The organism is Thalassospira lucentensis MCCC 1A00383 = DSM 14000, from assembly GCF_000421265.1.
Classification (GTDB): domain Bacteria; phylum Pseudomonadota; class Alphaproteobacteria; order Rhodospirillales; family Thalassospiraceae; genus Thalassospira; species Thalassospira lucentensis.
The window spans coordinates 297,800-324,481 of the sequence record NZ_ATWN01000003.1; the positions used below are offsets into that span (position 1 = coordinate 297,800).

Genomic DNA, 26,682 nt, shown 5'->3' on the forward strand with positions numbered 1-26,682 from the left:
AGCTTCAAAGATGTCCCTGCCTGCGCTGGCTGCTTTTGCAGTTCTGGTTGCAGGCGGGGCAGCGCCTTCTTTTGCCCAATCGCTGCAAAAGGTTGATCGTAAACTCGATCAGCTTGAAAATCAGCTTTCAGAACAGCAAAAACAGGAAGAATTCCTGTCGCGTAAATCGCGTGAGCTTTGGACCGAAGAACAAGCCCTGCAATCCGAGGCCATTTCGGTTGCACGCCGTACCCAGCGCCTTGAAACAACCCTGACCGACCTTGAAGATCAGCTCGAAACGCTTGAAGCACGTGAAAAACGCGCCAATACCAGCCTCGAAGACAAGGCCGGGCAATATGCCCGCATTCTGATGGCGCTTCAGCGACTTTCAACCACCCCGCCCGAGGCCGTGATTGCGCTGCCAACATCGCCGCAAGATACCCTGCGGTCTGCGGTTCTGTTAAAGGCCGCCCTGCCCGGTGTTGAACAACATGCGCGTGATTTGCGCGACGAACTGCATGACATCTCGACATTGCGCACCGACATCCGCGACCGCCGCGAAGAGATGGCGACGGCAACTGCCGCCCTGCAACAAGAACGCGGATCCCTTGCCGCGTTACTTGATGAAAAACGCCGTTTACGGTCGGAAACAGAGGCAGAAGCCCGCGAAGCCGCCAAAGCCGTCAGTAAGCTTGCCGACGAGGCAAAGTCACTTGGTGACCTGTTGGCGACCTTACGTACACGCGCCGAAGGGCTGCCTATACCTCGGATGCGCCCGGACGAGCCGATCAAACAACAGCCCGAACCACAATTAGCCAAGCGCACCGAACCCGATAGTGATACGCTGGGAACCTCAACAATTGCGAAAAATGAACCTCCCAAACCACCCGCCGAAAAGGGCAATGCCCCCAGTGCGGAAAGTACGGATGACGAAAAGTTCGCTGTTGGCAGTTCCATAACATTGGCGCGCGGCCATTTGCGCATGCCCGTCAGTGGCAAAGTCGTCACACTGTTTGGTGAAAAATCACGTGGGCCGGACGGTTTAACCGTCGCCCGGTCAAAGGGGATCGAGATCAGCACACGCGAAAATGCGCAGGTTGTCTCCCCTTTTGACGGTAAAGTTGTCTTTTCTGGTCCTTTCCGCGGTTACGGTCGCCTCTTGATTATCGAACACGGCGAAGGATACCATAGTCTTATCGCCGGTTTTGATCGGCTCGACAGTGTGGTAGGACAATATGTGTTGGCTGGCGAACCTGTTGGTATTATGGGTGAAACTGCGCCAAAACTGTATCTGGAGATGCGTCAGGACGGAGAAGCGATTAATCCGCTTCCGTGGCTGGCCTCGAAAAACGGCAAGGTAAGTGGATGAAAACCTCTCGATTGGCAGTACTCGCTCTCGCGACCGGCATGACTTTCGGCCTTGCGTCGCCAAGTTTGGCGCAGTCTTCAAGCTCCTCGGCCGAGACCTATCGCCTGTTGAACCTGTTTGGCGATGTTTTTGAACAGGTCAAAACAAAATATGTCGAAAAAGTCGATGATAAGCAGCTTATAGAAGCCGCCATCAACGGCATGCTGACATCGCTTGATCCGCATTCCTCTTATCTGAACATGGATAATTTCGAGGAAATGCAGGTCGACACACGCGGCGAGTTCGGCGGACTTGGCATCGAAGTCACGATGGAAGAAGGCTTTGTGAAAGTCATCTCGCCAATCTATGACACGCCTGCTGAGAAGGCCGGTCTGCAGCCGGGCGATTTCATCACCCATATTGATGGCACCGCCATCCGTGGCAAAACATTGAACGATGCCGTCGAAATGATGCGTGGCAAGGTCAATACCGACATCATTCTGACCATCATCCGCAAGGGTGAACAGGCCCCGTTCGATGTCACGCTGACCCGGGCGGTGATCAAAATCCAATCGGTCCGTGCCGAAGTCAAAGAAGACATCGGCTATATCCGGATCACCAAGTTTAACGAACAAACCTTTAGCGGACTGCAGCGCGCCATTGGCGACATGCGCGATCAGATCGGCCCTGAAATCAAGGGTCTGGTGATTGACATGCGCAACAATCCGGGCGGTTTGCTTGATCAGGCAATTTCGGTTTCCGATGCGTTTCTTGATAAGGGTGAAATCGTATCAACCCGACCGCGCGACACGGAAAACACCGAACGCTATAACGCCCGTACTGGCGATCTGGCCGAGGGCCTGCCGATGGTTGTTCTGATTAATGACGGGTCTGCTTCGGCATCTGAAATTGTTGCCGGTGCGCTTCAGGATCATCGCCGTGCCGTGATCATGGGCACACGCAGCTTTGGCAAGGGATCGGTGCAAACCATCCTGCCGATGCCGGGCAATGTTGCCCTTCGTCTGACGACAGCGCGCTACTACACCCCGTCTGGAAAATCCATTCAGGAAGTCGGTATCGTACCTGACATCATCGTCCCGCAGGCCCGCGTCGAAAGCCTTGAAAGCGATGTACGTCGCTCCGAAGCATCGCTCAGTGGCGCATTGCGCAATGAAGATGAAGGCACGTCAGATGCGGAAAAGGATGCAAATTCCCGTCGCGATGATGCCGAACAGCTTGCGATTGACGATTATCAGCTGTCGCGTGCGCTGGACATGATTAGGGGCATTTCCCTGTTTGGTCCGCGCCCGCAAGGTTAAGGACCAGAACGGCATCGTGAGAGACTGACAAGTCGTGTTCAGGAAAATCCTAAATTCTTTGCCGTTCGGTAAGAAAAAGAACGGCGATTTCGACGAGGACATGGCCGATGATATGGCTGATGACCTCGACGATGGGATGAACGACGCCATGTCGGATGCGGATAACGCCGCATCCGACGGCGTTGACGAAGACGATCTTCCGTTCAGCGAACTCCCCATTGAAGTTCAGGTCAAGAAAATGCCGAAGCGCCCGAAATCGCGGCGCAGCTGGCTGTCTAAACTTCTGATCATCACGCTTTTCATATTCCCGTTTGGCGCAACAGCTGTTGCCATGATCCCGGTTCTTGATCCTGAAACCGGATGGCGCCTGTTCCATCTTGGCGGTCCCAAGGCCACCGTTGCAGTGCCCGGATCTGAGCGTGAACTTCAGGAAGAAATTTCGCGCGGCGTTCAGGATGTTCAGGATCGTGATCGCGCAGCCCAAGACGCAAATGCGCCGGACGACACACCTGAAAATGGGCAAACTTCCGACGATATTGCCAATCAGCTCGAGGGTGTGTCTGATTTGATCGGCGCCCCCAATCAAGATGGCACGACAGGTGACAGTACGCAGCCAACCCCCGAAGAACTCGCGGCCCTGATAGCAGAAGAAGGCGCAATTGACGATCCGATTGAACCTGATCCCTTGCGCCCGGCCCCCGTACCTGGCCTTGACGAAGAAGGCAGCTTTGGGCGAATTCCACGGATTGGGGATGATGGGACAACCCCGTTTGATGCCTATAAACGTCCCTTTGAAACTGTCGAGAATCAGCCTTATGTCGCCATCATCCTCACCGGTGTTGGTTTGAATACAGCCCGTACAGAGGCTGCCATCAATGATCTGCCACTGAACATCTCTTTGGGGATTTCACCCTATGCCCGCGACATTGCCAAAGTCGCAATGGATGCACGCGCCATGGGCCATGAAGTCTTCTTGCAAGTGCCGATGGAACCCAATGATTTTCCGCTTTCCGATCCGGGACCACGTGCACTTCTGACCTCCCTGTCCGAGGGCGAAAACCTTGTACGGCTTGAATGGTTGCTGGCCCGGTTCCCGGGATACGCCGGACTTGTCAGCCATCAGGGATCAAAGTTTGGCAGCATGGATAGCGCCATCCGTCCGGTGCTTGAAATCATCACCCGGTCGGGTCTGATGTATGTCGAAGGATCCAACAGCGGCATCGCAAGCTATGGCGCGCAGCTCGCAGCAAATGCCAGTTCGCCAAATGCCGTTGGTAACATCGTGATTGATGACGTTCCCAGCCGTCGCGAAATTGACGCTCGATTAAACGAACTGGTTGAACTGGCCAAACGCAATGGTGCAGCCATCGGCTTTGCCCAATCCTACCCTGTCACCATTCAGCGGCTTAAAAACTGGGCATTCAGATTGCGTCGGCAAGGCGTTGTTCTCGCGCCGGTAAGTGCTCTTGCAAACCGTCAGGTCACCGCCCAGTCCGCCGACGAAGCAGAAGCCGCAAGGCGTCAGGCCGAACAACTCGAAAACGAAGCTGCCGCCGCGCAAGAAAATAGCGACGGATCTGCCGAGCCAACCAACACCATTGAAAACTAGCTGGAAAAAGTGCCAGTCTTGTCTGGTACTTCCGTAGTCAGGAGCCATCATGGCGCGTAAGACCAAAACCACCACCCCGGCAACCGACATGGATACCCCAACACCCAATAACCCAAAGGTTCAAGCCGAAGACCTGCCCTATCGACCCTGTGTCGGCATTGCCCTTTTTAATGCCGACGGTCTGGTCTGGATGGGCAACCGACTTGGTTTTGAAGGGGCATGGCAATTGCCCCAAGGCGGGATTGATGACGGCGAAACTGCCCTTGATGCCGCCATGCGCGAACTTAAAGAAGAAATCGGCACCGATAAGGCTGAAGTCGTTGCTGAAACACCTGACTGGTTGACCTACGATCTGCCGGACCATTTGATCGGCAAGGCGTTCAAGGGCGCCTATCGCGGCCAAAAACAAAAATGGTTCGCCATGCGCTTTACCGGCAAAGACAAACACATCAAGATTGATGTGCCCAATCCTGAATTTGATGCGTGGCGCTGGACGGATTTTGTCACTTTGCCCGACCTGATTGTACCGTTCAAACGACCGGTTTATTTGCAAATTGCTGAGTCATTTCGTGATGTACCGCAAAGAATTCGTGAAGTGAAGGGTCTATAACCCCACCATCGCGGCTTGATTGCGACGTGTTTTTCACCCAATTTCATGACATACAAAATACCAGTGGTTTAGAGGAGTTCCAACATGGGTACGGATCGGGTTATCTTTGGTGTTCTGACCATCGTGGTCGGCATTTTCGGCCTGTTTTATGCGTCGGGTTCGCATGACGGTTATTCTTATTTTGTCGGCCTGGCCCTGTTTATTGGCGCTGTCTTGTTCATGTTCCACCTGATCAAAGGCCATTATGATCAGCTTGAAGAAGCCGACCACGCGTAATCTGCATTCAAACCGCGACAAGTAACAGGTTTCAATCCGGGTCGATGCGCGTTAGGGATAGTCTATGAGCAATACACATTGGGATCCTGCCCGCTACGGTTTGTTTGGCAATGAACGCCAACGACCGGCCATCGACCTGATTGCCCGCTTACCCAAAGCGGCCGACGGATTTTCACCGCGTCACATCGTTGATCTGGGCTGCGGCCCGGGCAATGTCACCGCATTGCTGGCGGCGGCCTATGCAGGCACTGCAACCGATGACGTTAAAATTGTCGGGATCGATTCGTCTGATGAAATGATCGATACCGCCCAAAAGCGCGACGAAAACATCGACTGGCAAAAGGGTGATATCGCCAGTTGGGAACCAGAAGAGAAAGTCGACCTTCTGTTTTCCAATGCCGCCCTTCATTGGGTGCCTGACCATTCAAAACTGTTTGCACGTCTTTTAAGTTTCGTGCGCCCCGGTGGGTTGCTGGCCATTCAGGTCCCCAATAATTTCCTTGCTCCCAGCCACCAATTGATCGGCGAAGCCGGTCTTGATTGGCCCAAGGAAGTGGCCAAGGCCATGCATGCCGCACGCATCATGCGCCCCGGCGACTATTTTGATGCGATGGCACCGGAATGTGACGACATTGATCTTTGGCAAACCCAATATTGCCATGTGCTGACCGGCGAGGACCCGGTGCACAACTGGGTTAGCTCAACCACACTGCGTCCGGTAATGGCGGCCCTGCCCGATGACGAAGCCCGCGCAAAATTTACCGAAAAATACAAGGTACGGCTGTCTCAGGTTTATCCCCCGCGCGATGATGGCCGCACTCTTTTTCCATTCAACCGGCTTTTCATGATTGCGCGCAAACGCCCGGCATAAAGCCGACCATAACGCCCAACTTATGACAGGAACATTCCCATGGCTGACTTTCGCGAACATTTCGTCAAAGCTTGCGGCTATGAAATGCATGTCCGAAGCTGGGGCGATCCGTCCAAACGTCCCCTGATCATGAGCCACGGCCTTGCCCGTCTGGCAGATGACTTCGATCATGTCGCACCGCATTTTACCGATCAGTATTATGTGCTGTGCCCAACCATGATCGGACGGGGTTTTTCAAGCTGGGCAAAGAACCCCGATCAGGAATACACTGTCCCGTTTTATGTCGCCCAGACATTTGAGATGCTTGATCACTTCAATGTTGATACGTGCGACTGGATTGGCACATCAATGGGCGGGTTGATCGGCCTTTATGCCACCGCCGAAGTCGCCGGGCGCATTGAAAAGCTGGTTCTCAATGATATCGGCCCCGAACTGGATCAAGGTGCCGTTGACCGTATTAAATCCTACGTTGGTGCTGCACCGGAATTTGAAACAATCGACGAGGTCGAAAAGATCGTTCGGATGATCTATGCCCCATTCGGGGTCAAAGATGATGCAACCTGGTCGTTTTTGGCATCGCGTTCAGTTCGGCGTCTGCCCAATGGTAATTTCATGATGCATTACGATCCCGAAGTCATGCGCGTTTTTGCCGAACATATTGATTCTTTTGATGCATGGGACGTTTTTGATGCGCTTCCCTGCCCCGTTATGCTGATCAGCGGTGAACAATCCGACCTGATACCGCGTCGCATCGTCGACAAGATGAAACAAAAAAAACCACAAATGCCGATTTTCGCAGTAGCTAACTGCGGGCACGCTCCCCATTTGAATGACAGAGCACAAATAAACGCAATCAGGGCATTTTTGACCGGCCAGTTGCAATAGGCATTCCCAAACGAATGCCGCACCATACAAAACCCGGCCCCAAATAGCCTGATGCCTGACTGTTCGCGAAACGTTGAGCCAAAATAATTAACGCCGCGAACAGATACATCGTTGGTATGGGACCGACACAGATCTTGCCCAAGTTGGCTAGCGTACAGGCTTTGTCCTGAGCCTCGCGTTGAATGTTGTGCTGTTTCTTACTGCTTGGGAACAAGCCGCATGACGAACCCGCATTTGTCGATCAACTGGCTGCTTGCAGCACCGCTGGCCACCGTATTCGGATTTGGCCCGCTGGATGCTGCCTATGCGCAGTCAACGGCGACATCAACCATGACAGATGCACCCTCGTCTTCATCATCCTACCTTGTGCCGGGTGGAAATCTCATGTCAGGCATTTTACCCCCGGCTGGCCATAACAGTTTGGGGCGCTATATCTCCGGCAGCACAACATATGGCATCCAAATAAGCCCCGATGACACCAACAACACTGATGATGCCGGACAGGTCTGGCTTGAACTTAACGGGCAGACCACCGACAGAAACGGTATGAGTGCGCAAGTTGGCCTTGGCTATGCCCCAACTCCGGATGTCGGCATTGCTGTCGGACCCTTTGTCGATCTCAGCGGTCCAAGGGCGGATAATTTCGGTGCCTATGAAGCTGGAAGCTATGAGCATCAAACACGCTCATCGCGTATTATGCTCTCGGATGGCAGCAGCGGTTTTGATGGTGCCGGGTTTGCCGCATCCTTATCCTTCATGCCACTTGAAGACATCTGGATCGGGCTGCACGGCAGCGTATCGCACAGCCTGACACCTTCCGAAACGCATCAAGGCATGCTTGATGGCATTGATGCCATGCTTGGCCTGACTGCACGCTACCGGATCGAGTTTTGATCCACCTTCGCCGTTGTATCTTTTGGCCGATCAACCATCAAATACCTTGTTGCGTCACCTTGCTGTCCTGTATGACTCTTGGCAGGAAACACAGGGACATATAAACGCGCATGAGCACTTCGCACCAGCCCGAACAAGTCATCCTTGGCGCACCATTTGACGCCTGCAATGCGCTTGCTTCGGCCAAGAATGCCAATCTTTATCGCGCTGCCATGCGGCTGAGCCCGGAACGCCAGCGGTTCTTTTTGGCAAGTTACGCCTCCATGCGGGTGATTGACGATATTGTCGACGACGGTTTTCTCGAACTGCCAGACACCGAACGTCAACTCGACCGTGAAAACGTCCTTGCGACCCTTGATAACTGGCAAGCACAGATTGTTGCTTCCAAGGCTGACAAGCCCAATCCACTGCCCGAAACCGGCCCTCTTGATGAAAATGTCTATGATGCCTTACGTCAAACACTGGGACGCAGCGATCTTGCAACCGATCCATGGATCGAACTTGCCGACGCCTTGCGCCGCGATATTGCCGAAGACCCGATGGATGAATGGGACGATTTCATTTCCTATTGCGAGGGGGCGACTGCCGCACCGGCATCGATTTTCGTTTATCTGCTGTCGGCACGGTATGATGAGGCAATTGGCTATACGTCGCCGCTGACGAACGCACCGCTGTATCATGCGCGCGACATGGCGATTTTCTGCTACATCATCCATATCCTGCGTGACCTTCCCGAGGACATCAAAGGCCCCGACCGCCTCGTCACCATCCCGTCCGAAGTTTTGATTGCGGCCGATATTACAATTGGCGAGATTCGCAATGCTATCGGGCAGGGCCGATATAGCGATCTTGACCTTTTGGGCTCGATCCTGATGGAACATGCTTGGGAACATTTTGAAACCGGTCAGGCCCGCTCTGGCGAATTGCTGTCCGTTCTTGATGCTGACGAAGCCGACACCCTGTCGCGCCTTTTTACGGTTTATATCGAACTGGGTGGGGCGATGATGGAAAATGGATATGCTGCGTTTCTGTCGGACCGCGACGAGATCATGCAAATCACAGCCCAAAGCAGCCTGCCGGACGTTAACGAACAATAAGACGGGCTTTTGGATCGAATTCACAAAGAGGCTCGACCTTCGAGCAAACCTCAACCATGATGTTTTTCGCCACAATTTAGCAAAATAACGGCCGCAACGAATTTGACTTTGCCAAACTCGTCCCAAATGTCGGAAACCAGACTAAAAGAGCCAAAATTCACGAAAAGACTTCCCTGCGGCCTCTCTCTCGTTCGCAAAAGAGGTTAATTAATGTTTCCGTTGCTAAAAAAGGTGGAATCCTGGATCCGCAACCAATGGGTCGATGCTGTTGTTGGCTTCATATTACTGTTCACCGCCCTGAATGATACCGGCGACACACTTTTTGATGATGTGATGTCTGGAAATGTTGGCACATCACATGGCGTGCTTGTTTTAGGGCTGGCCCACATCATTCGATCGGTCCCGCCAGTTTTGCGGAGCATCGGCCTCATTTTCTATCAAGAAAAAGCTGAGTGACCGTGGCAAACAAGCCGGAATGCTCCTGATCAGGCCTTTTGCGCCGACTTTGCTTCTGTCGAGCAATGCTGCACCACTTCGGGATGCAAAAGAAAACCCCGCCAAATTGGCGGGGTTTATCATTTTGGTGTTCTGTGGTGCGACAGGATTAACCGCGCAGGGCCGCAACACCCGGAAGAACCTTGCCTTCCAGCCACTCAAGGAAAGCACCGCCAGCCGTCGAGACATAGGAAAATGCCTGATCAGAATTGGCATGGCGCAGGGCAGCAACCGTATCACCACCGCCAGCAACCGAAAGAAGTTTGCCTTCCTTGGTCAGTTTGGCGGCATGCTGCGCAACCGAAACGGTTGCCGTGTCAAACGGGTTGATTTCAAACGCACCCAGAGGTCCGTTCCACACCAGCGTTTCGCACGATTCCAGACGCTTGTTCAGGTCTTCGATCGTTTTTGGACCGGCATCAAGGATCATACCGTTATCCGCAACATCATTGATGTCAGAAACATCATGCGGCGCATTGGCGGCAAATTCCTTGGCTACAAGACCATCGACTGGCAACACAATTTCACAATTGGCGGCTTCGGCCTTTTTGAAAATTTCGCGTGCTGTTTCAAGAAGATCATGCTCGCACAGCGATTTACCAACATTGACACCCTTGGCGGCCAGGAACGTATTGGCCATGCCGCCGCCAATCACCAACTGATCAACCTTGGCAACCAGATTGCCCAAAAGATCAAGTTTGGTCGAAATCTTGGCACCACCAACAATCGCCATCACCGGATGTTTCGGCGCTTCAAGCGCCTCGCTCAATGCTTCGAGTTCGACCTGCATCAAACGACCTGCATAAGACGGCAACGCGCGTGCCAGTCCCTCGGTTGAAGCATGTGCACGGTGCGCGCATGAAAAGGCATCATTGACATAAATATCGCCAAGCTTGGCCAGTTCGGCGGCAAATGCCGGATCGTTTTTTTCTTCTTCTGCGTGATAGCGCAGATTTTCCAAAAGGGCGATCTCACCGTTTTCAAGACTGTTCACAACACCTGCTGCCGTATCACCAATGCAATCATCGGCAAACTTCACAGGACGACCAAGCTGTTTGGCAAGTGCCTCTGCGACCGGTTTAAGTGACATTTCCGGTACACGGGCACCTTTCGGACGGCCAAAATGGGTGATTACAACCAGTTTCGCACCGGCATCGGCCAGTTCGATCAGTCCGGGAACGGTTCGGTCGATACGGGTAGTATCCCCGACAACACCGTCTTTCATCGGGACGTTAAGATCAGCGCGCAGCAAAACGCGCTTGCCAGCGACATTGACACCGTCAAGCGTATTGAAGTCAGCCATTATCTGAACCTGCTTTTGAGTTTTACAAAAGACGGGATGGGGGATGTCCCGACATGGATTGGACCAAATCCTGATGCGCCCTGTTTTGCCCGATCAGCACAACCAACGCAAGACCAGATGGGGTCCGTAAGAATACCTGTCAAAAAAGACGGCCTTCACAATTCGTGTGGGCCGGTTATTGAAACCTGATCAGTGATGGGCCAAAAGGGATGCATGTACAAAGCCCGAAAAGCTGGTCGCAACCGGCCCGGTCATCAAAACATGATCATCGGGCAGCCATTCGATGGTTAAATTGCCGCCATCCAGAATGATTTCGGTTTTGCGCCCGGTTAGGCCACGGCGTGCCGCAGCAACACCGGCGGCACATGCCCCCGTGCCGCAGGCGCGTGTCACACCGACACCGCGTTCCCATACCCGCATGCGCAACTGATTTTCACCAATGATGCTGCATACTTCGATGTTCGCCCGTTCCGGGAACATTTCATGATGCTCAAGAACCGGACCAAGCTTTTCAATATCAATCGCCTCGGCATCATCGACAAAGAAAACAGCGTGCGGATTACCAACATTTACCCCAACCGGGTCCGAAAGCGGCCCCAGCGATAGCGGAATATGGTTGCTATCAACCGCACTGCCCAACGGAATATCGCGCCAGTCCAGTTTGACCTGTCCCATATCAACCGTGATCTGCCCATCTGCCAACCCATTGGCATCGAGCAACCCAACCACGGTTTCGATGATCACGTCTTTGCGGCCAAGTTCACCCATCACAATATTGGCGACACAGCGCGCCGCATTGCCACAGGCCTCGACCTCGCCACCATCATTGTTACGGATGCGCATGAACGCATCGGCCAACTCGTCACGGGCGGGCTCAATGACAATCAACTGATCACAGCCGACACCGGTTTTACGATCCGCGATACGGGCAGCGGTTGCGTGATCAAGATCAAGCACAGCGGGATCACGTCGTCCGTCAAAGACAACGAAATCATTTCCAAGACCATGCATTTTGACAAAAGGAATACCGTTCATACCTGCCTTATAATCATGATTTCACCCTGCGTCCACATGCGGCTTATCACGACATATAAGCGCCCCACCTGTTGGTCAGGCTGAGATTGCTGGCTTGAAAGGTGTCGCTGGTGCGCAATAGCGTACTTTGCGCGGTGTGAAACCGGCCGCCTTGAAATAATCGCGTTGGCGTTGGTCCATTTCACCAAGCGAGACATAAACATTCCCACATTGATGTTCCGCTGCCAATCGGGTCATGGCTTCGCGCATGGCATCGAGCACATAGGGCCGCGAAACAATTTCCACCGTCATCACATTATCAAGATGAAGAACACGACCATCGGCCATGTCATCATGCACCTGATAGGAAAACAGCCCGTGGATATACCCACGCTCGTTGGCAACCACGATAATGCCGCGCGACCGCAGCCAAAGAATATCTTCGCATCCATCGCCGGGCACGATGTTGGACGTGGGTGAACAACATTCGGCGACAAATTCGCACCACCGATCAAACGTCAGATCAGCCTGCAACATCTGCACAAGCGGATACGTCATGTCGGCTGTGTGCGATGTAAGGGGACGTGCGTAATATGTTGCTGCCATGGCCCTGATCCTTGAGAATTTTCGTGATAATGGCGCAAATAATTCGACCCAACCTTGATGTGCATCAACACCTTTACCCGGCCAACCGCGCATAAACACTCTCAGCACTGAAGAGTCCTTAAATATGCAGGCCTATATTTTCTTATGATTGAGTAGCAGGTTGGTTTTACGCGCACCTATTTGATGCACATCAATGGCGTGACCATCACAATCCCGCATAATCGCTCAAGACTTAAGAAAACCTCGCCTGTGACGATGTCGCCCATCCGGGACGACACCGTATGGGTGGGGCTTTTGGTGCAGGGGAATGGCAGCTTGTAAGCAGCATGCCGTTCACCGGGACAGATTGGAACCGGCCAGCCAAGGGTTGACCAGTTCCCCGAATACCTTGAACGGGAGTCGAGCATGAGCCAGGGGAGCATGGCACAGACAGCACCATCATCTGTTGCTGTTAATTACAATATGGACGTTGTGCGCTGGGGCGCATTGGCGACCGTATTTTGGGGTGTGATTGGTTTTTTGGTGGGCGATGTTCTCGCCTGGCAATTGGCGTTTCCGGCCCTCAACTTCGATATCGAATATCTCAACTTCGGGCGTTTGCGCCCGTTGCATACGTCTGCGGTGATTTTTGCCTTTGGCGGCAATGCGCTGCTGGCGACGTCATTCTATGTGGTGCAGCGGACCTGCCGCGCCTCGCTTTATGGCGGAAAGGCGCTTCCGGCATTTGTATTCTGGGGATATCAGCTTTTCATCGTCATGGCGGCAATCGGCTATGTCACGGGCGTTACTCAGGGTCGTGAATATGCTGAACCAGAATGGTTTGTCGATCTTTGGCTGACCATAGTTTGGGTCTGCTATCTGGCTGTGTTTGTCGGCACGCTTCTCAAACGTCGCGAGCCGCATATTTATGTCGCGAACTGGTTCTATCTGGCGTTCATCGTCACGATTGCGATGCTCCATCTGGGCAACAACCTTGCAATCCCGGTTTCGCTGTTTGGCACCAAATCCTATTCGATGTTTTCCGGCGTTCAGGATGCCTTGACCCAGTGGTGGTACGGCCATAACGCGGTTGGCTTCTTCCTGACGGCTGGCTTCCTTGGCATGATGTATTACTTCATCCCCAAACGTGCCGAACGGCCGGTCTATTCATACCGTCTGTCGATCATTCACTTCTGGGCGCTGATCTTCCTCTATATCTGGGCCGGTCCGCATCACTTGCATTACACCGCCCTTCCTGACTGGGCGCAGACCCTTGGCATGACCTTCTCGATCATGTTGTGGATGCCGTCCTGGGGCGGGATGATCAACGGGTTGATGACCCTTTCAGGTGCCTGGGACAAACTGCGCACTGATCCGGTCTTGCGGTTCATGGTGGCGGCTGTTGGTTTCTATGGCATGTCGACCTTCGAAGGTCCTGTTATGTCGATCAAGGCGGTTAACGGCCTGTCGCATTATACCGACTGGACCATTGGTCACGTACATTCCGGCGCACTTGGCTGGGTCGCATTCGTATCCTTTGGGGCGATCTACCATCTGATCCCGGTCCTTTGGAACCGTGAACGCCTTTATTCCATGCGCCTTGTGTCACATCACTTCTGGCTCGGCACCATTGGCATCGTTCTTTACATCACCTCGATGTGGGTATCGGGGATCATGCAGGGCCTGATGTGGCGCGCTTACGATGAACTTGGTTTTCTTCAGTATTCCTTCATCGAAACGGTCGAGGCGATGCATCCCTATTACATCATTCGTGCAACGGGTGGGCTGCTGTTCTTGCTCGGCTCGTTCCTGATGGTCTGGAACGTTTACAAGACGATCCGCGGCGATCTGCGCAACGAAGCACCGATTGGCACACCCGCAACCGTTGCGGCCGAATAAGGGGGACGAAACATGCTTCTTAAAAAACACCATATTGTTGAAAAGAACGTCTTCGTTCTGATCCTTGGCATTTTCCTGACCATCATCATTGGCGGCATTGTCGAAATTGTGCCGCTGTTTACGATGGAACAGACCATTGAAAAGGTCGAAGGGGTGCGCCCCTATTCACCGCTCGAACAGGCGGGTCGCAACATCTATCTCCGCGAAGGGTGCTACAATTGCCATTCCCAGCAGATCCGTCCGTTCCGTGACGAGGTCGAACGTTATGGTCATTACAGCCTTGCGGCCGAATCGATGTATGACCATCCGTTCCAGTGGGGATCAAAACGAACCGGTCCCGATCTGGCCCGTGTCGGTGCGAAATATTCCAATGCCTGGCATGTTGCCCATATGACCGATCCGCGTTCTGTCGTTCCAGAATCGATCATGCCGGGCTACCCGTTCCTTGCGAACCGTGCTTTGGAATTCGATGACGCCAAGGCGCATCTCGAAACACTCAAAATGGTTGGGGTTCCCTATACCGACGAGATGATCGAGGCCGCCAAGGCAGACCTTTACCTGCAAGCAAGCGAGGACGCCGCCTATGACGACGATTTCCTTGCACGCTATCCGAAGGCGGCGACGGGTGATTTTGACGGCAATCCGCAAAAACTGACTGAGATGGATGCACTGATTGCGTATCTGCAAGTGTTGGGCCGGATGGTCGACTTTACCACGTACAACCCGCAAATGAACCTGCGCTAGGGGAAGGGAAAGTCATGGAATTCTTTACGCAACTTGCTGACTTTTTCCGTCCTCTCTGGGGTTTGTGGCTGATGCTGCTGTTTAGCGCGATTATTGCATGGGTCATGTGGCCAAGCAAAAAACGCAACAAAGACATGGAAGCGCATGCCCAGATTCCCTTGCGGGATCAGGATTAAGGGGAGAACAGAGCAATGCCGACAAACGTCGAAAAAGACCAAGTATCCGGGCGTGAAACAACCGGCCACGAATGGGATGGCATCAAGGAGCTGAATACGCCCCTGCCATCCTGGTGGGTTTACGTTTTCTGGGTCACCATCATCTGGTCTGTTGGCTATTGGGTTGTTTACCCATCATGGCCAACCGCGACCGATTATCTCAAGGGGACGTTTGGCACGACCAACCGCACCCAACTGCACGAAACCATGGCCAATGTTGCTGCCGAACGCGCCCCTTACATGGAACGTCTGGCTGCACTTGATGTCAGTGAAGTTGTCAATGATCCGGAACTTCTGAATTTCTCGATGGCCGGGGGCAAGGCGATCTTTGCTGATAACTGTGCGCCCTGTCATGGCACGGGGGGGGCGGGCAATCCCGGTTTCCCGTCGCTTCAGGATGATGCATGGCTTTGGGGCGGTTCGCTTGACGCGATCAATGAAACGCTTCATGTCGGCATTCGCTGGGATGCAAACGAAGATACCCGCCTTAACGACATGCCTGCCTTTGGCCGTGATGGATTGCTTGAACGCGAAGACATCAGCGATGTCGTGCAGTTTGTCATGGGCTATTCCAATCGGGCAACCGACGGCGATGCTGCCCAGCGTGGCGCGATTGTTTTTGAAGAAAACTGTGCTGCCTGTCATGGCGACAACGGCAAAGGCATTCAGGAACTCGGCGCCCCAAATCTGACCGACGCCATCTGGCTATATGGCGGCGATCAGGCAACGCTGACGGACACCGTGACAAATTCTAGGCGCGGTGTGATGCCTGCCTGGGGCGACCGACTGGACGAAGAAACCATCAAAATGCTGACCGTTTATGTCCACTCCCTTGGCGGTGGTCAGTAAGGCCCACGCAAATAGAAAGCCCGTCGCCCCGTCACATAAATGAGCCTGTCAGCAATTGACATGCATCATGGTGACAGCGGCGGGCTTTTTGTACTTTCAGTCTAAGATTTGAATAATTCGAGCCTGCCCCACAAAGCTGTCAAACACATCAAATGTTATGTCAGCGCCGCCGCAGAGCCCGGCTGGTGGTTCCACCACAGAGAGCAGTCGAAGTTGTGCGGCGAAAAATTCAGGTAGCGAACATGGCCATGTCCGATTTGCAGCATCCCACCCCCAACACGATCGCCGCCGATGGTGAAGATGATCGTGACCAACCGCTTTATAAAACCCGCGACAAGGTCTACCCCAAACGTGTTTCCGGGTATTTTCGAAACCTCAAATGGTTTGCCCTGATTGCCCTTTTGGCAATCTATTGGGTTGTCCCGTGGCTGCGCTGGGACCGCGGGCCAACCGCCCCCGATCAGGCGGTTTTGATCGATATGGATCTGGGGCGCGCTTATTTCTTCTTTATCGAAATCTGGCCCCAGGAAGTCTATTACATCACCGGGCTTTTGATCCTGGCCGCCATCGGACTGTTTTTGGCAACGTCACTATTTGGTCGCATCTGGTGCGGCTATGGCTGCCCGCAAACAGTGTGGACCGATCTTTTCATGCTGGTCGAACGCCATATCCAAGGCGACCGCAATGCGCGTGTGCGTCTTGATAAATCAAAATGGACATTGGAAAAAATCTGGAAAATCGGTGCAACGCATTTGGCCTGGGTCGGCATTGCAATGGCAACTGGCGGCGCGTTTGTTTTGTATTTCAATGATGCACCAACGGTTATCGTCGATGTTTTCACCGGCAATGCGTCTCTTGCGGTTTATGTCACCATCGCATCACTGACTTTTTCAACCTATCTTCTGGCCGGATGGGGTCGTGAGCAGGTCTGTACCTATATGTGCCCGTGGCCACGGTTCCAGTCTGCGATGCTTGATGATGAAAGCCTGATCGTCACCTACGAAGACTGGCGCGGCGAAACGCGCGGCCCGATCAAACGCAAAAATCTTGTGCGCGGCGAAGTCCCCGAAACCGGGCACTGCATTGATTGTCATGCCTGTGTCAATGTCTGCCCGACCGGGATTGATATTCGTGATGGCCTGCAGATGGAATGCATTGGCTGCGGGCTGTGCATCGATGCCTGTAACGAGATGATGGACAAGGTCGGCTTCCCGCGCGATCTGGTCCGGTTTGACTCCATCCAAAACACCCAGCTTCGCGCCATGGGCAAAGCCACCCATACACGCATCATTCGCCCACGCACGATTTTCTATGCCGTCATTCTGACCCTTGTCGCATCGGTGATGATGTTTGGTTTGCTCAACCGTTCTGTCCTTGAGCTGAATGTCTTGCGCGATCGCAACCCGCTGTTTGTCCGTCTGTCGGACGGGGATGTACGCAACGGTTACACGATCAAGGTCCTGAACAAGGAACAGGCGACAAAAACCTATGCACTGACGGTCACGGGCATCACCCCGACACAAATGCAGGTCATCGGACTTGAACCCAATCAGGACGGTAGTTTTGATCTTGATGTAGCACCCGATCGGGTGGGTAGTTTCCGCGTCTTTATTTCCGCCGCCCCCGACAGCCTGGACGGTGATGCAACCCCGTTTGAATTCAAAGTCACCGACCGAAAAGATGCCAATTCCATAACCTATGATACAGTATTTGCCGGCCCGAAGACCGCGCATTAGTGACACACCGCGTTCTTGGGCACAGGAGATAAACCCATGGCAACACAGATGACCTCACAATCGACAAACACAAACGGCCCGCGCAAGTCGGACCGCTGGATTCCGTGGTACTTTGTTGGCGGTTTCGCTGTCATGCTGATTGCCAATATCTCGCTTATTACCTTTTCCATGACCAGCTGGAACGGACTTGTCACCAAACACGCCTTTGAAGAAGGCAATAATTACAATGCCGCCATGTCCGGTGCGGCCCGCCAACAAGAACTTGGCTGGCGCAGCAAGCTATCGGTTGCAGGCGTCATAAACCAAAACGCGACCATTTCCGTACTGTTTCGCGATCGCGACTCCAATCCGATTACCGGGGCGAAAATGTCTGTCGTGCTGAACCGTTCAGACCGCGACGACCTTGATCAGACCGTACCGATGGTCGAAATCGCACCGGGCGAGTATCGCGCCAGTGCCAATTTCCCGGTTTATGGCCGCTGGCAATTGCGTACCATCGCACACGCCATGGGGGATGATTACCAAACAGTCGAGTATGTCGTCGTACAGCCATGAACCAATCTGCCACCTGTCGCCATTGCGGCGAACGCGTCACATCCATGTCCCCTGCCGCACCAGATTTTTGCTGCACGGGCTGTGAAGGTGCCTACGCGCTTTTGGGTGAGTTGGGCCTATCGTCCTATTACAAACGCCGCGCGATTGATCCCAAAGTCCGGGCCCTTCGCCCGGATGAAGAGGATTTCGGCCATTTCGATTTCACCGACCTTGCCAGCACGGATGCCAACGGCACGCATCACCTGCATCTGATGGTGGATGGCATTCATTGTGCCGCCTGCGTCTGGTTGATTGAAACCCTTTTGCAACGAAATGCTTCCGTCGTGGCGGCACGGGTCAATATGACCACACGCCGGTTGCGCCTGTCTTGGACGGGCAAGATTGAAGATGTCGATGGCTTGCTGCGTCCTGTTCTTCAAATGGGCTACCGGGTTATTCCATTTGACCCGGCCGCCCTTGAACAGGCCACCCAGTCGCGCAACAAAGAACTGCTGCGCTGTCTCGCAGTTGCCGGTTTTGCCGCCAGCAACGTCATGTTGTTGTCTGTATCTGTCTGGGCGGGATATTTTCAAGGCATGGGCGGGGCAACCCGTGATCTGTTTCATTGGATTTCCGCCCTGATTGCCGTGCCTGCTGCGACCTATGCCGGGATGCCGTTTTATCGGTCTGCCTTGGGGGCCATCCGCCATCGTCGGGTCAACATGGATGTGCCAATCAGTCTCGGCGTGATCCTTGCCTTGGGCATGAGCTTGGCACAAACCATCCAAAGCGCACCACACGCCTATTATGATTCCGCCATTACGCTTTTGTTCTTTTTACTGATCGGGCGTTACCTTGATGGCCGTGCCCGCGGGCAGGCCAGATCCGCTGCCGAACATCTTTTATCCCTTGGCGCGCGCTCAATCACAATCATTGAAGATAACGGCACCAGACGCCTTGTTTCGCCCGAAAAAGCAAAACCCGGCATGACCGTTCTGGTTGCAGCTGGCGAACGCATTGGCATTGACGGCGAAGTATCCGACGGCCAGTCAGATGTCGACACCAGTGTGATTACCGGTGAAAGCATCCCTGCCCAAATCAAGCCCGGCGCAACGGTTTTCGCAGGAACAACCAATATATCCGCCCCCTTGCGTATCCGTGTAACGGCAACAGGCAATAGCACGCTTCTGTCTGAAATCGTCCGCCTGATGGAAAATGCCGAACAGGGCCGGGCAAAATACGTCGCGATTGCCGACCGGGTGGCCAAGGCTTATGCCCCGGTGGTCCATTTACTGTCGCTCCTCACCTTTGTTGGCTGGTGGCTTGTGGGCGGCGTTCCGTGGAATGACGCGCTGATGAATGCCATTGCGGTTTTGATCATCACGTGCCCCTGCGCACTGGCCTTGGCCGTCCCCGTGGTCCAAGTCATTGCCACGGGCCGTTTGCTCCGTGCCGGCATTCTTGTCAAATCGGCAACTGCACTGGAACGGCTGACAAAAATTACCGGGGTGATTTTCGATAAAACCGGCACACTGACCACCGGCAAACCCGAACTATATGGCCCGGTTGATCCGGATGCACTGGCCCTTGCCGCCCAAATTTCTGCCAACAGCAACCACCCCTTATCACGTGCGCTGGTGCGTGCGGCCGGTGATGTTTCACCGCTCAAAAATGTGGTTGAAAAGCCGGGGCTGGGTCTGATGGTTGAAACACTTGCCGGTGAAATTCGCCTTGGTAGTCGGTTCTTTTGCGATGTCGCCGAACAGGCCGATCTTCCCAGCGACATTTACGGACCTGAAATCTGGATGACGCAACCGGGCCAATCCCCGGTCCGCTTTGTCTTTCGCGATACCCCGCGTGCTGACGCGGGCGACGTCATCGAACATCTGCGCAACGACGGGTTTGACATCAGCCTTCTTTCCGGCGACCGCAAACAAACGGTGCGACAATTTGCCGAACGACTTGGCATTACCAAATGGCGTGCCCGCCTGACACCAACCGACAAGGCCGCCCATATTCAAAAACGACGTGACGCTGGTATGTTTGATCTGATGGTCGGTGACGGCATCAATGATGCCCCGGCCTTGGCCGCCGCCCACGCATCAATGTCCCCCGCCAGTGCGGCCGAAATCAGTCAGAATGCTGCCGACATTGTTTTTCAGGGCGACCGCCTTAGCACAGTGATCGAAGCCCTTGATATCGCGCGTAAGGCCGACCGACTTGTCCGGCAAAACTTCTCCATCTCCTTTACCTATAACCTGATCACCATCCCGCTTGCGGTATCGGGATTGGTCACCCCGTTGATTGCGGCAATTGCCATGTCCTCGTCTTCGCTGGTGGTGATTGCCAATGCCTTGCGCCTGCACGCAAATGGCAAACAAACTCGCAATCCGTCTTACCCGCAAACCTCGCCCGCCCCTCAACACGCCGGAGCCCCAATGGCATGAGCAACCTTTTACTGCTGATCCCGATTGCACTGTTTCTTGGCTTGCTTGGCTTGGGGGCGTTTCTATGGGCGCTTAAATCCGGGCAGTTCGACGATATGGAAGGGGCAGCCAATCGCATCCTGTTTGATGATGACGATGAAACCCCATCACACAAAAATCGTAATCAAACTACACAAGACAAGAGTTAGAATAGCTTGAAACATACCTGCCAAATCGCATAGATTGTCATTGCCTGAACGTCTTGGATTACGAGCAACGGAGTTTGCAATGGCAGTCCGCCCACAACTTTGCGAAGCCTGTTCTATTAAGGACCTGACGTTCTGCTCGTCTTTGCACGGATCAGAGCATGATCATTTGCGCCAAATTCTGACCCATGTTCAGTTTGACGGTCATAACACTATCTTCCACGAAGCCGAAGACGCCGACTATGTGTTCAACATCACGTCGGGTTCGGTAAAACTGTACAAGCTTCTTGGCGATGGCCGCCGTCAGATCACCGGTTTTCTGTTTGCCGGTGATTTTCTGGGTCTGGCACTCAATACAAATTACAGCTACACCGCCGAGGCGGTTGAGCCGGTAACCGCGTGCCGTTTTCCGCGTCAAAAGCTTGAAAAACTGTTTGATGACTTCCCGCAGCTTGAAAAACGCATGCTGGGAATGGCTGTCGATGAACTGGCTGCCGCACAGGACCAGATGCTTTTACTCGGCCGTAAAACGGCGAAGGAAAAAGTGGCATCCTTCCTGTTGATGCTGGCCCGCCGTCAGGAACATCGCGGCGAAGACAGCGACATGATCAACGTGCCCATGAGCCGTTCAGACATTGCCGATTATCTTGGCCTGACCATTGAAACCGTGTCGCGCACCCTGACCCAGCTGCGCAAGGAAGCCACGATTTCACTAAAAGACAACCGCCATATTGAAGCCGTCGGTCGTGAGATGCTCCAAGATCTTGCCGAAGGTCTGTAATTTTACTGTGCGCGTGCAACGCAATTTGTCCAAATCGGTCAATATCCTTCGAACAGCACGAACAAACATCGCTTAATTGCAAGCTATTGGCCGAATTGCTTATTCCGCGATTGCGAAAAAACATTTCCCGCAAATGGTCATCATATTGTAAACATGACCCCTCGCCTGACATAGATCGGGCAGCAAATTCCGGTAGGACCGGGGGAGAAACGTCATGAGTGCCACCAGCAAAAAGACGGGGCGGGTTTCCGTTCCACAACTCCGTGCCCGCAAGGGCCTTGAACCGATTGTTTGCCTGACGGCCTATACAACACCGATGGCTCAACGCCTTGATGAACATTGCGACCTGCTTTTGGTTGGCGATTCACTGGGCATGGTTGTCTATGGCATGGAAAGTACCCTTGCCGTCACCGTCGACATGATGGTCAACCATGGCAAGGCCGTTATGCGCGGATCACAAAACGCCTGCGTTGTTGTTGATCTGCCCTTTGGCAGCTATCAGGGTTCCAAGGAACAGGCGTTCCAGACCGCATCCCATATTCTGGCCGAAACCGGCTGTGCTGCGGTGAAGCTTGAAGGTGGGGCTGAAATGGCTGAAACCATCGAGTTTCTTAATGCGCGCGGCGTTCCCGTCATGGCCCATATCGGCCTGATGCCCCAACAGGTCAACACCATGGGCGGGTTTAAAAGCCAGGGACGCGGCGACGATGCCGCCCAGAAAATGATCACCGACGCCAAGGCTGTTGCCAAGGCCGGTGCCTTTTGCGTCGTCGTCGAAGGAACGGTCGAAGGCGTCGCACGCCAGATCACCGAAACCATCGATATCCCGACCATCGGCATTGGGGCATCGGTTGCCTGTGATGGTCAGGTTCTGGTGACCGAAGATATCCTTGGGCTATTTTCCGATTTCACCCCGAAATTTGTCAAACGCTATGCCAACCTTGGGGATTCCGTATCCGAAGCAGTTGGCAAATATGCCGAGGAAGTCCGTACCCGGAAATTCCCATCGGATGAACATTGCTTTGGCATTGCGAAAAAAGGTAACTTGCGCGCGGTTTAAGGGCTAAACCTGCCCATATGACCGCCGCAATTTCTGGAAATTTTCGGTTCGACGATAAAGATGTCCCTTACGACTGTTCACACTGTCGCTGATCTGCGCGCGACTGTCGCCAGTTGGCGCGCCGAAGGTCTTCGTGTTGCCTTGGTCCCGACCATGGGCGCGCTTCATGACGGCCATATCAGCCTGACGAAACTGGCCCTTGAACACGCTGACCGCGTGATCGTCAGCATCTTTGTCAATCCGACCCAGTTTTCCCCGGACGAGGATTTCGGTGCCTATCCACGCACCCTTCCTGATGATCAGAAATTGCTTGATGGAGCCGGGGTCGCCTTGTGTTTTGCGCCCTCGGTTGATGAAATGTACCCTGACGGCTTTGCCACCAAGGTTCATGTCGATGGTGGCATGACCAACGTTTTATGTGGTGCGGCCCGGCCCGGCCACTTTGACGGGGTCGCCCAGATCGTCACCAAGCTTTTGCTGCAAGCCTTGCCTGATTGCGCAATTTTCGGCCAGAAGGACTATCAGCAACTGATGGTCATTCGCCGGTTTAGCACCGACCTCAACATCCCGGTCGAGATCATAGGTGCAAAAATCCTGCGCGAAAAAGACGGCTTGGCCATGTCATCACGCAACCGATACCTGACACCCGATGAACGCGCGATTGCCCCGACACTGAACCGCGTTCTTGCCTCTATCACCGCTGCGGCGGCCTCCGGGGCCGACATTGGCCCGCTTTTGGCCAAGGGACGCGAAGATATTTTGTCGGCGGGTTTTGATCCGATTGACTATCTTGAAATCCGCGATGCACAGACCCTCGAACCTGTCACGCAAACCGTCACCAAACCGGCGCGAGTCTTCGTGGCCGCCCGTTTGGGAAAAGCCCGTTTGATTGACAATCACGCGATTGAGCCTGCCCATACTGCGGGTTAAACACCCGGTTGGGCTGGCAGAATCACTGATTGGGACGTAATTGACTCAAAAAGCGCGATGTTCTGCGCTTTTGCGCCCAATAGCGCTTGACTCCCGACAGCCGATCCCATAAACCCTGCCTACCAAAGGTCGCCCCAGAGGTGACTCCCCCAGTCCTCGAGTTTTCGAGCACTGGGTTTTAGTTTTTTGTGCGCACACGGTGGAAACACCAGCAACACAGACGGGATTTGGAATGTTTGAAGGACTAAGCGATCGCCTTGGCGGGGTTCTTGATAAGCTGCGCAAACGTGGCGCGCTCAAGGAATCTGACGTCAAGGAAGCCATGCGCGAAGTACGCGTCGCCTTGCTTGAGGCTGACGTGGCGCTGCCGGTCGTTAAAACCTTCATCTCCAATGCAACCGAACGTGCGATTGGCGCGGATGTTCTGCGCTCGGTAACACCGGGTCAGATGGTTGTTAAGATCGTCCATGACGAACTTAAAAACATGCTGGGCGATGGCGAAGAAATCAATCTTGCCTCCACCCCGCCTGTTCCAATCTTGATGGTCGGCCTGCAGGGCTCGGGTAAAACTACCAGTTCCGCCAAGATCGCGCTGCACCTGACCAAAAAGCGCAACAAGAAAGTCCTTCTGGCGTCGCTCGATATTTACCGTCCGGCCGCCCAGCAGCAGCTGAAGGTTCTGGCCGACGATAATGGTTTGGGTATCCTTCCGATCGTGATGGGCGAAAAGCCGGTCTCGATTGCCAAGCGCGCCATGGATATGGGCCGCAAAGAAGGCTACGACGCAGTTATCCTAGATACCGCTGGTCGTCTGCATATCGACATGGAACTGATGAGCGAAGTCGCCCAGGTCCGTGATGCGGTCAACCCGGTTGAGACCCTGCTCGTCACCGATGCAATGACCGGTCAAGACTCGGTCAATGTCGCCAAGGAATTTGCCGAAAAAGTCGGCATCACCGGTATCGTTCTGACCCGTGTTGACGGCGATGCACGTGGTGGTGCAGCACTTTCGATGCGTCAGATTACTGGCTGCCCGATCAAGATGCTCGGTGTTGGTGAAAAAATCGACGAGATGGAAGCCTTCCATCCTGATCGTATTGCCAACCGCATTCTCGGCATGGGCGATGTTGTCAGTCTTGTTGAAAAAGCCGCTGAGAACATCAAGGCCGAAGACGCCGAGAAAATGGCCAAGAAGCTTCGTAAAGGTCAGTTTGACCTCAACGATCTTCTGTCCCAACTCAAACAGCTTCAGAACATGGGTGATCTTTCGGGCATCATGGGAATGTTGCCGGGCATGGGCGCGCTGAAAAAACAGATGTCGCAGACCAAGATCGATCCGAAACTTCTGACACATCAGGAAGCCATCATCCTGTCGATGACGCCCAAGGAACGCGAAAACCCGGCCCTGATCAAGGCATCGCGCAAAAAGCGTATTGCCGCGGGTTGCGGACTTTCGGTTCAGGATGTGAACAAGCTTCTGAAACAATACCAGACCATGTCCACCATGATCAAAAAGATGGGCAAGATGGGTAAAAAGGGTCTGTTTGGCGGCATGCCGAAAATGGACCCGGCAATGCTTGAAGGCGGGGACATGCCCGACCTGAATAATTTGCCAAAAGGATTAACCGGTGGCGGCGGCGGTTTACCGCCCGGCTTCCCGGGATTAGGGGGCGGCGGTGGCATGCCTCCTGGATTTCCGGGGTTCGGCAAGAAGAAATAGCCAGACCCCAGATACTCGAACGTGTTCCTGAAAGTGTTCGTACCGAATTCTGATCAGGAACCAAACCGGCCCATAAAGCCGGCGCCCATAGACTAAATGAATAGGCCCCTAGGGGCCATGATGTAGAAGACTACAAACCCAAGCTGAAAGGAACTTATCCGAATGGCTGTTAAGATTCGTCTTTCCCGTGGCGGTGCCAAAAAGCGTCCGTACTACCGTATCGTAGTTGCTGACGTTCGTGCCCCGCGCGACGGCAGCTTCATCGAGCGCGTCGGTACTTACGATCCGATGCTCCCGAAGGATTCTGACACCCGCGTAACCTTCAAAGAAGAACGCATCAAATATTGGCTTTCAGTTGGCGCACAGCCGACCGAACGCGTTGCACGTTTCCTGGGCAAAGCTGGCCTGGCCGAAGCGTTCAAACCGACCGAACAGCCACAGAAGTCTGCTCCGAAAGCGAAAGCTCAGGAACGTCTTCGCGAAAAAGCTGAAAAAGTTGAAGCTGCTGCTGCCGCTGCTGCGGAAGCCGCTGCCGAAGCAGCAGCACCTGCTGAAGAAGCTGCTGGCGAATAATCGCTGAACGTACGCTTTGATCAGATACCGGAAACTTGTGAACCGAAATGGCTGATACCCGCAAATCCAAAAACGACGACGCTTATGTCTGCGTTGGCATGATCACCGCTCCACACGGGGTGCGTGGTGCTGTCCGCGTCAAAAGCTATACCGTCGACCCGGATAACCTTGTCGGTTACGGCCCGTTGTTCGATGCCAAGGGCCGCTTGAAATACAAGCTGTCCCCTGTCGGACATGTCCGCGACCAGCTGATCGCAAAGATCGAAGGTGTGGACGACCGGGACGCCGCCGAACGGCTGCGGGGAACCAAGCTACATGTACCGCGGACGGCACTGCCTGAAACGATAGACGAAGACGAATTTTATCTTGCTGACCTTGTTGGTCTGACCGCTTACCACATTGATGGTTCGCTGTTTGGCACCGTGCGGGGTGTGGCTGATTTTGGCGCAGGCGATGTTATCGAAGTCGCGCTTGAAGAAGTCCGGGGCAAGGTTGTTGTTCTTCCGTTTACCAAGGAAGCTGTGCCAGAGGTGGTTCTGTCGGAACGCAAGCTGGTGGTAAATCCGCCCGAGGGGCTACTGCAAGATGAGGAAGGACCGGGCAATCGCGCACGTCGTCCGAACAAATCTCGCAAAGACTCTCAGGCCGACCGCGATTCTGATGCCGTCTCTGCTGATGCAGTAGGCGCGGAAAACGCGACCGGCAGCGGGAAGGAGGCCTGATC

27 protein-coding genes are annotated in these 26,682 nt (G+C 54.0%); 24 read left to right on the forward strand and 3 right to left on the reverse strand.

Annotated elements, in window-relative coordinates; all coding sequences use genetic code 11:
• Positions 1-10 precede the first annotated feature (10 nt).
• The 10 genes from K355_RS0108115 to K355_RS0108165 all read left to right on the forward strand — a co-directional run bounded on the left by K355_RS0108115 (position 11) and on the right by K355_RS0108165 (position 9,344).
• Positions 11-1,348: a murein hydrolase activator EnvC family protein gene (locus K355_RS0108115; RefSeq protein WP_245562924.1), complete on the forward strand. Its 1,338-nt coding sequence runs from the start codon at positions 11-13 to the stop codon at positions 1,346-1,348.
• Positions 1,345-2,646 (forward strand): S41 family peptidase, encoded by a 1,302-nt coding sequence (locus tag K355_RS0108120; RefSeq protein WP_022731626.1) that lies wholly within the window; start codon positions 1,345-1,347, stop codon positions 2,644-2,646. Before K355_RS0108115 ends, K355_RS0108120 begins: the two co-directional genes overlap by 4 nt.
• Before the next feature lie 34 nt (positions 2,647-2,680).
• Positions 2,681-4,255 carry a divergent polysaccharide deacetylase family protein gene (locus K355_RS23520; protein WP_245562925.1) on the forward strand — a complete coding sequence of 525 codons (1,575 nt, stop codon included), beginning with the start codon at positions 2,681-2,683 and terminating at the stop codon, positions 4,253-4,255.
• A gap of 49 nt (positions 4,256-4,304) precedes the next feature.
• Complete coding sequence (locus K355_RS0108130; RefSeq protein WP_022731628.1) at positions 4,305-4,865, forward strand: RNA pyrophosphohydrolase; 561 nt, start codon at positions 4,305-4,307, stop codon at positions 4,863-4,865.
• 84 nt (positions 4,866-4,949) lie between these two features.
• Complete coding sequence (locus tag K355_RS0108135) at positions 4,950-5,141, forward strand: hypothetical protein (protein ID WP_022731629.1); 192 nt, start codon at positions 4,950-4,952, stop codon at positions 5,139-5,141.
• 64 nt (positions 5,142-5,205) lie between these two features.
• A complete protein-coding gene (locus K355_RS0108140; protein ID WP_022731630.1) occupies positions 5,206-6,012 on the forward strand; it encodes a methyltransferase domain-containing protein in 807 nt (268 codons plus the stop codon).
• Between the two features lie 39 nt (positions 6,013-6,051).
• A complete protein-coding gene (locus K355_RS0108145; protein ID WP_022731631.1) occupies positions 6,052-6,897 on the forward strand; it encodes an alpha/beta fold hydrolase in 846 nt (281 codons plus the stop codon).
• Positions 6,898-7,116: 219 nt separating this feature from the next.
• Complete coding sequence (locus K355_RS0108150; protein WP_022731632.1) at positions 7,117-7,791, forward strand: hypothetical protein; 675 nt, start codon at positions 7,117-7,119, stop codon at positions 7,789-7,791.
• 110 nt (positions 7,792-7,901) lie between these two features.
• Positions 7,902-8,888, forward strand: coding sequence for a squalene/phytoene synthase family protein (locus tag K355_RS0108155; protein WP_022731633.1), 987 nt, complete (start codon positions 7,902-7,904; stop codon positions 8,886-8,888).
• Between the two features lie 210 nt (positions 8,889-9,098).
• Complete coding sequence (locus K355_RS0108165) at positions 9,099-9,344, forward strand: hypothetical protein (protein WP_022731635.1); 246 nt, start codon at positions 9,099-9,101, stop codon at positions 9,342-9,344.
• Between the two features lie 148 nt (positions 9,345-9,492).
• On the opposite strand, the gene K355_RS0108170 is transcribed toward K355_RS0108165, so the two are convergent.
• The 3 genes from K355_RS0108170 to K355_RS0108180 all read right to left on the reverse strand — a co-directional run bounded on the left by K355_RS0108170 (position 9,493) and on the right by K355_RS0108180 (position 12,306).
• Positions 9,493-10,686: a phosphoglycerate kinase gene (locus K355_RS0108170; RefSeq protein ID WP_022731636.1), complete on the reverse strand. Its 1,194-nt coding sequence runs from the start codon at positions 10,684-10,686 to the stop codon at positions 9,493-9,495.
• 189 nt (positions 10,687-10,875) lie between these two features.
• Positions 10,876-11,721, reverse strand: coding sequence for a diaminopimelate epimerase (dapF, locus tag K355_RS0108175; RefSeq protein ID WP_022731637.1), 846 nt, complete (start codon positions 11,719-11,721; stop codon positions 10,876-10,878).
• Positions 11,722-11,796: 75 nt separating this feature from the next.
• Complete coding sequence (locus K355_RS0108180) at positions 11,797-12,306, reverse strand: hypothetical protein (RefSeq protein ID WP_028791447.1); 510 nt, start codon at positions 12,304-12,306, stop codon at positions 11,797-11,799.
• A gap of 420 nt (positions 12,307-12,726) precedes the next feature.
• Between K355_RS0108180 and ccoN the strand changes: the two genes are divergently transcribed.
• From ccoN to rimM, 14 genes are all read left to right on the forward strand, one after another.
• Positions 12,727-14,184, forward strand: coding sequence for a cytochrome-c oxidase, cbb3-type subunit I (gene ccoN, locus K355_RS0108185; protein WP_022731639.1), 1,458 nt, complete (start codon positions 12,727-12,729; stop codon positions 14,182-14,184).
• A 12-nt stretch (positions 14,185-14,196) separates the two neighbouring features.
• Positions 14,197-14,928, forward strand: a complete 732-nt coding sequence (ccoO, locus tag K355_RS0108190) for a cytochrome-c oxidase, cbb3-type subunit II (RefSeq protein WP_022731640.1) — start codon at positions 14,197-14,199, stop codon at positions 14,926-14,928.
• A 14-nt stretch (positions 14,929-14,942) separates the two neighbouring features.
• On the forward strand, positions 14,943-15,104 hold the full coding sequence (locus tag K355_RS25355) for a cbb3-type cytochrome c oxidase subunit 3 (RefSeq protein ID WP_022731641.1): 162 nt from the start codon (positions 14,943-14,945) through the stop codon (positions 15,102-15,104).
• A 15-nt stretch (positions 15,105-15,119) separates the two neighbouring features.
• The gene (gene ccoP / locus K355_RS0108200; protein ID WP_022731642.1) at positions 15,120-15,992 is read left to right on the forward strand and encodes a cytochrome-c oxidase, cbb3-type subunit III; all 873 of its coding nucleotides are present in this window, start codon (positions 15,120-15,122) and stop codon (positions 15,990-15,992) included.
• Between the two features lie 242 nt (positions 15,993-16,234).
• Complete coding sequence (gene ccoG, locus K355_RS0108205) at positions 16,235-17,728, forward strand: cytochrome c oxidase accessory protein CcoG (protein WP_022731643.1); 1,494 nt, start codon at positions 16,235-16,237, stop codon at positions 17,726-17,728.
• 36 nt (positions 17,729-17,764) lie between these two features.
• Entirely contained in the window at positions 17,765-18,283 is a 519-nt protein-coding gene (locus K355_RS0108210; RefSeq protein WP_022731644.1) for a FixH family protein, read from the forward strand.
• Entirely contained in the window at positions 18,280-20,709 is a 2,430-nt protein-coding gene (locus K355_RS23525) for a heavy metal translocating P-type ATPase metal-binding domain-containing protein (RefSeq protein WP_022731645.1), read from the forward strand. Before K355_RS0108210 ends, K355_RS23525 begins: the two co-directional genes overlap by 4 nt.
• Positions 20,706-20,897 (forward strand): cbb3-type cytochrome oxidase assembly protein CcoS, encoded by a 192-nt coding sequence (gene ccoS, locus K355_RS0108220; RefSeq protein ID WP_022731646.1) that lies wholly within the window; start codon positions 20,706-20,708, stop codon positions 20,895-20,897. The genes K355_RS23525 and ccoS overlap by 4 nt, the downstream gene beginning before the upstream one ends.
• A gap of 79 nt (positions 20,898-20,976) precedes the next feature.
• On the forward strand, positions 20,977-21,675 hold the full coding sequence (locus K355_RS0108225) for a cyclic nucleotide-binding domain-containing protein (RefSeq protein WP_022731647.1): 699 nt from the start codon (positions 20,977-20,979) through the stop codon (positions 21,673-21,675).
• Positions 21,676-21,889: 214 nt separating this feature from the next.
• Entirely contained in the window at positions 21,890-22,735 is an 846-nt protein-coding gene (gene panB / locus K355_RS0108230; RefSeq protein ID WP_022731648.1) for a 3-methyl-2-oxobutanoate hydroxymethyltransferase, read from the forward strand.
• Between the two features lie 60 nt (positions 22,736-22,795).
• On the forward strand, positions 22,796-23,665 hold the full coding sequence (gene panC, locus K355_RS0108235; protein WP_022731649.1) for a pantoate--beta-alanine ligase: 870 nt from the start codon (positions 22,796-22,798) through the stop codon (positions 23,663-23,665).
• Positions 23,666-23,897: 232 nt separating this feature from the next.
• Positions 23,898-25,385 carry a signal recognition particle protein gene (gene ffh, locus K355_RS0108240; protein ID WP_022731650.1) on the forward strand — a complete coding sequence of 496 codons (1,488 nt, stop codon included), beginning with the start codon at positions 23,898-23,900 and terminating at the stop codon, positions 25,383-25,385.
• A gap of 162 nt (positions 25,386-25,547) precedes the next feature.
• The gene (gene rpsP, locus K355_RS0108245) at positions 25,548-25,958 is read left to right on the forward strand and encodes a 30S ribosomal protein S16 (RefSeq protein WP_022731651.1); all 411 of its coding nucleotides are present in this window, start codon (positions 25,548-25,550) and stop codon (positions 25,956-25,958) included.
• 47 nt (positions 25,959-26,005) lie between these two features.
• Positions 26,006-26,680, forward strand: a complete 675-nt coding sequence (gene rimM, locus K355_RS0108250) for a ribosome maturation factor RimM (RefSeq protein ID WP_022731652.1) — start codon at positions 26,006-26,008, stop codon at positions 26,678-26,680.
• Positions 26,681-26,682: the final 2 nt, after the last annotated feature.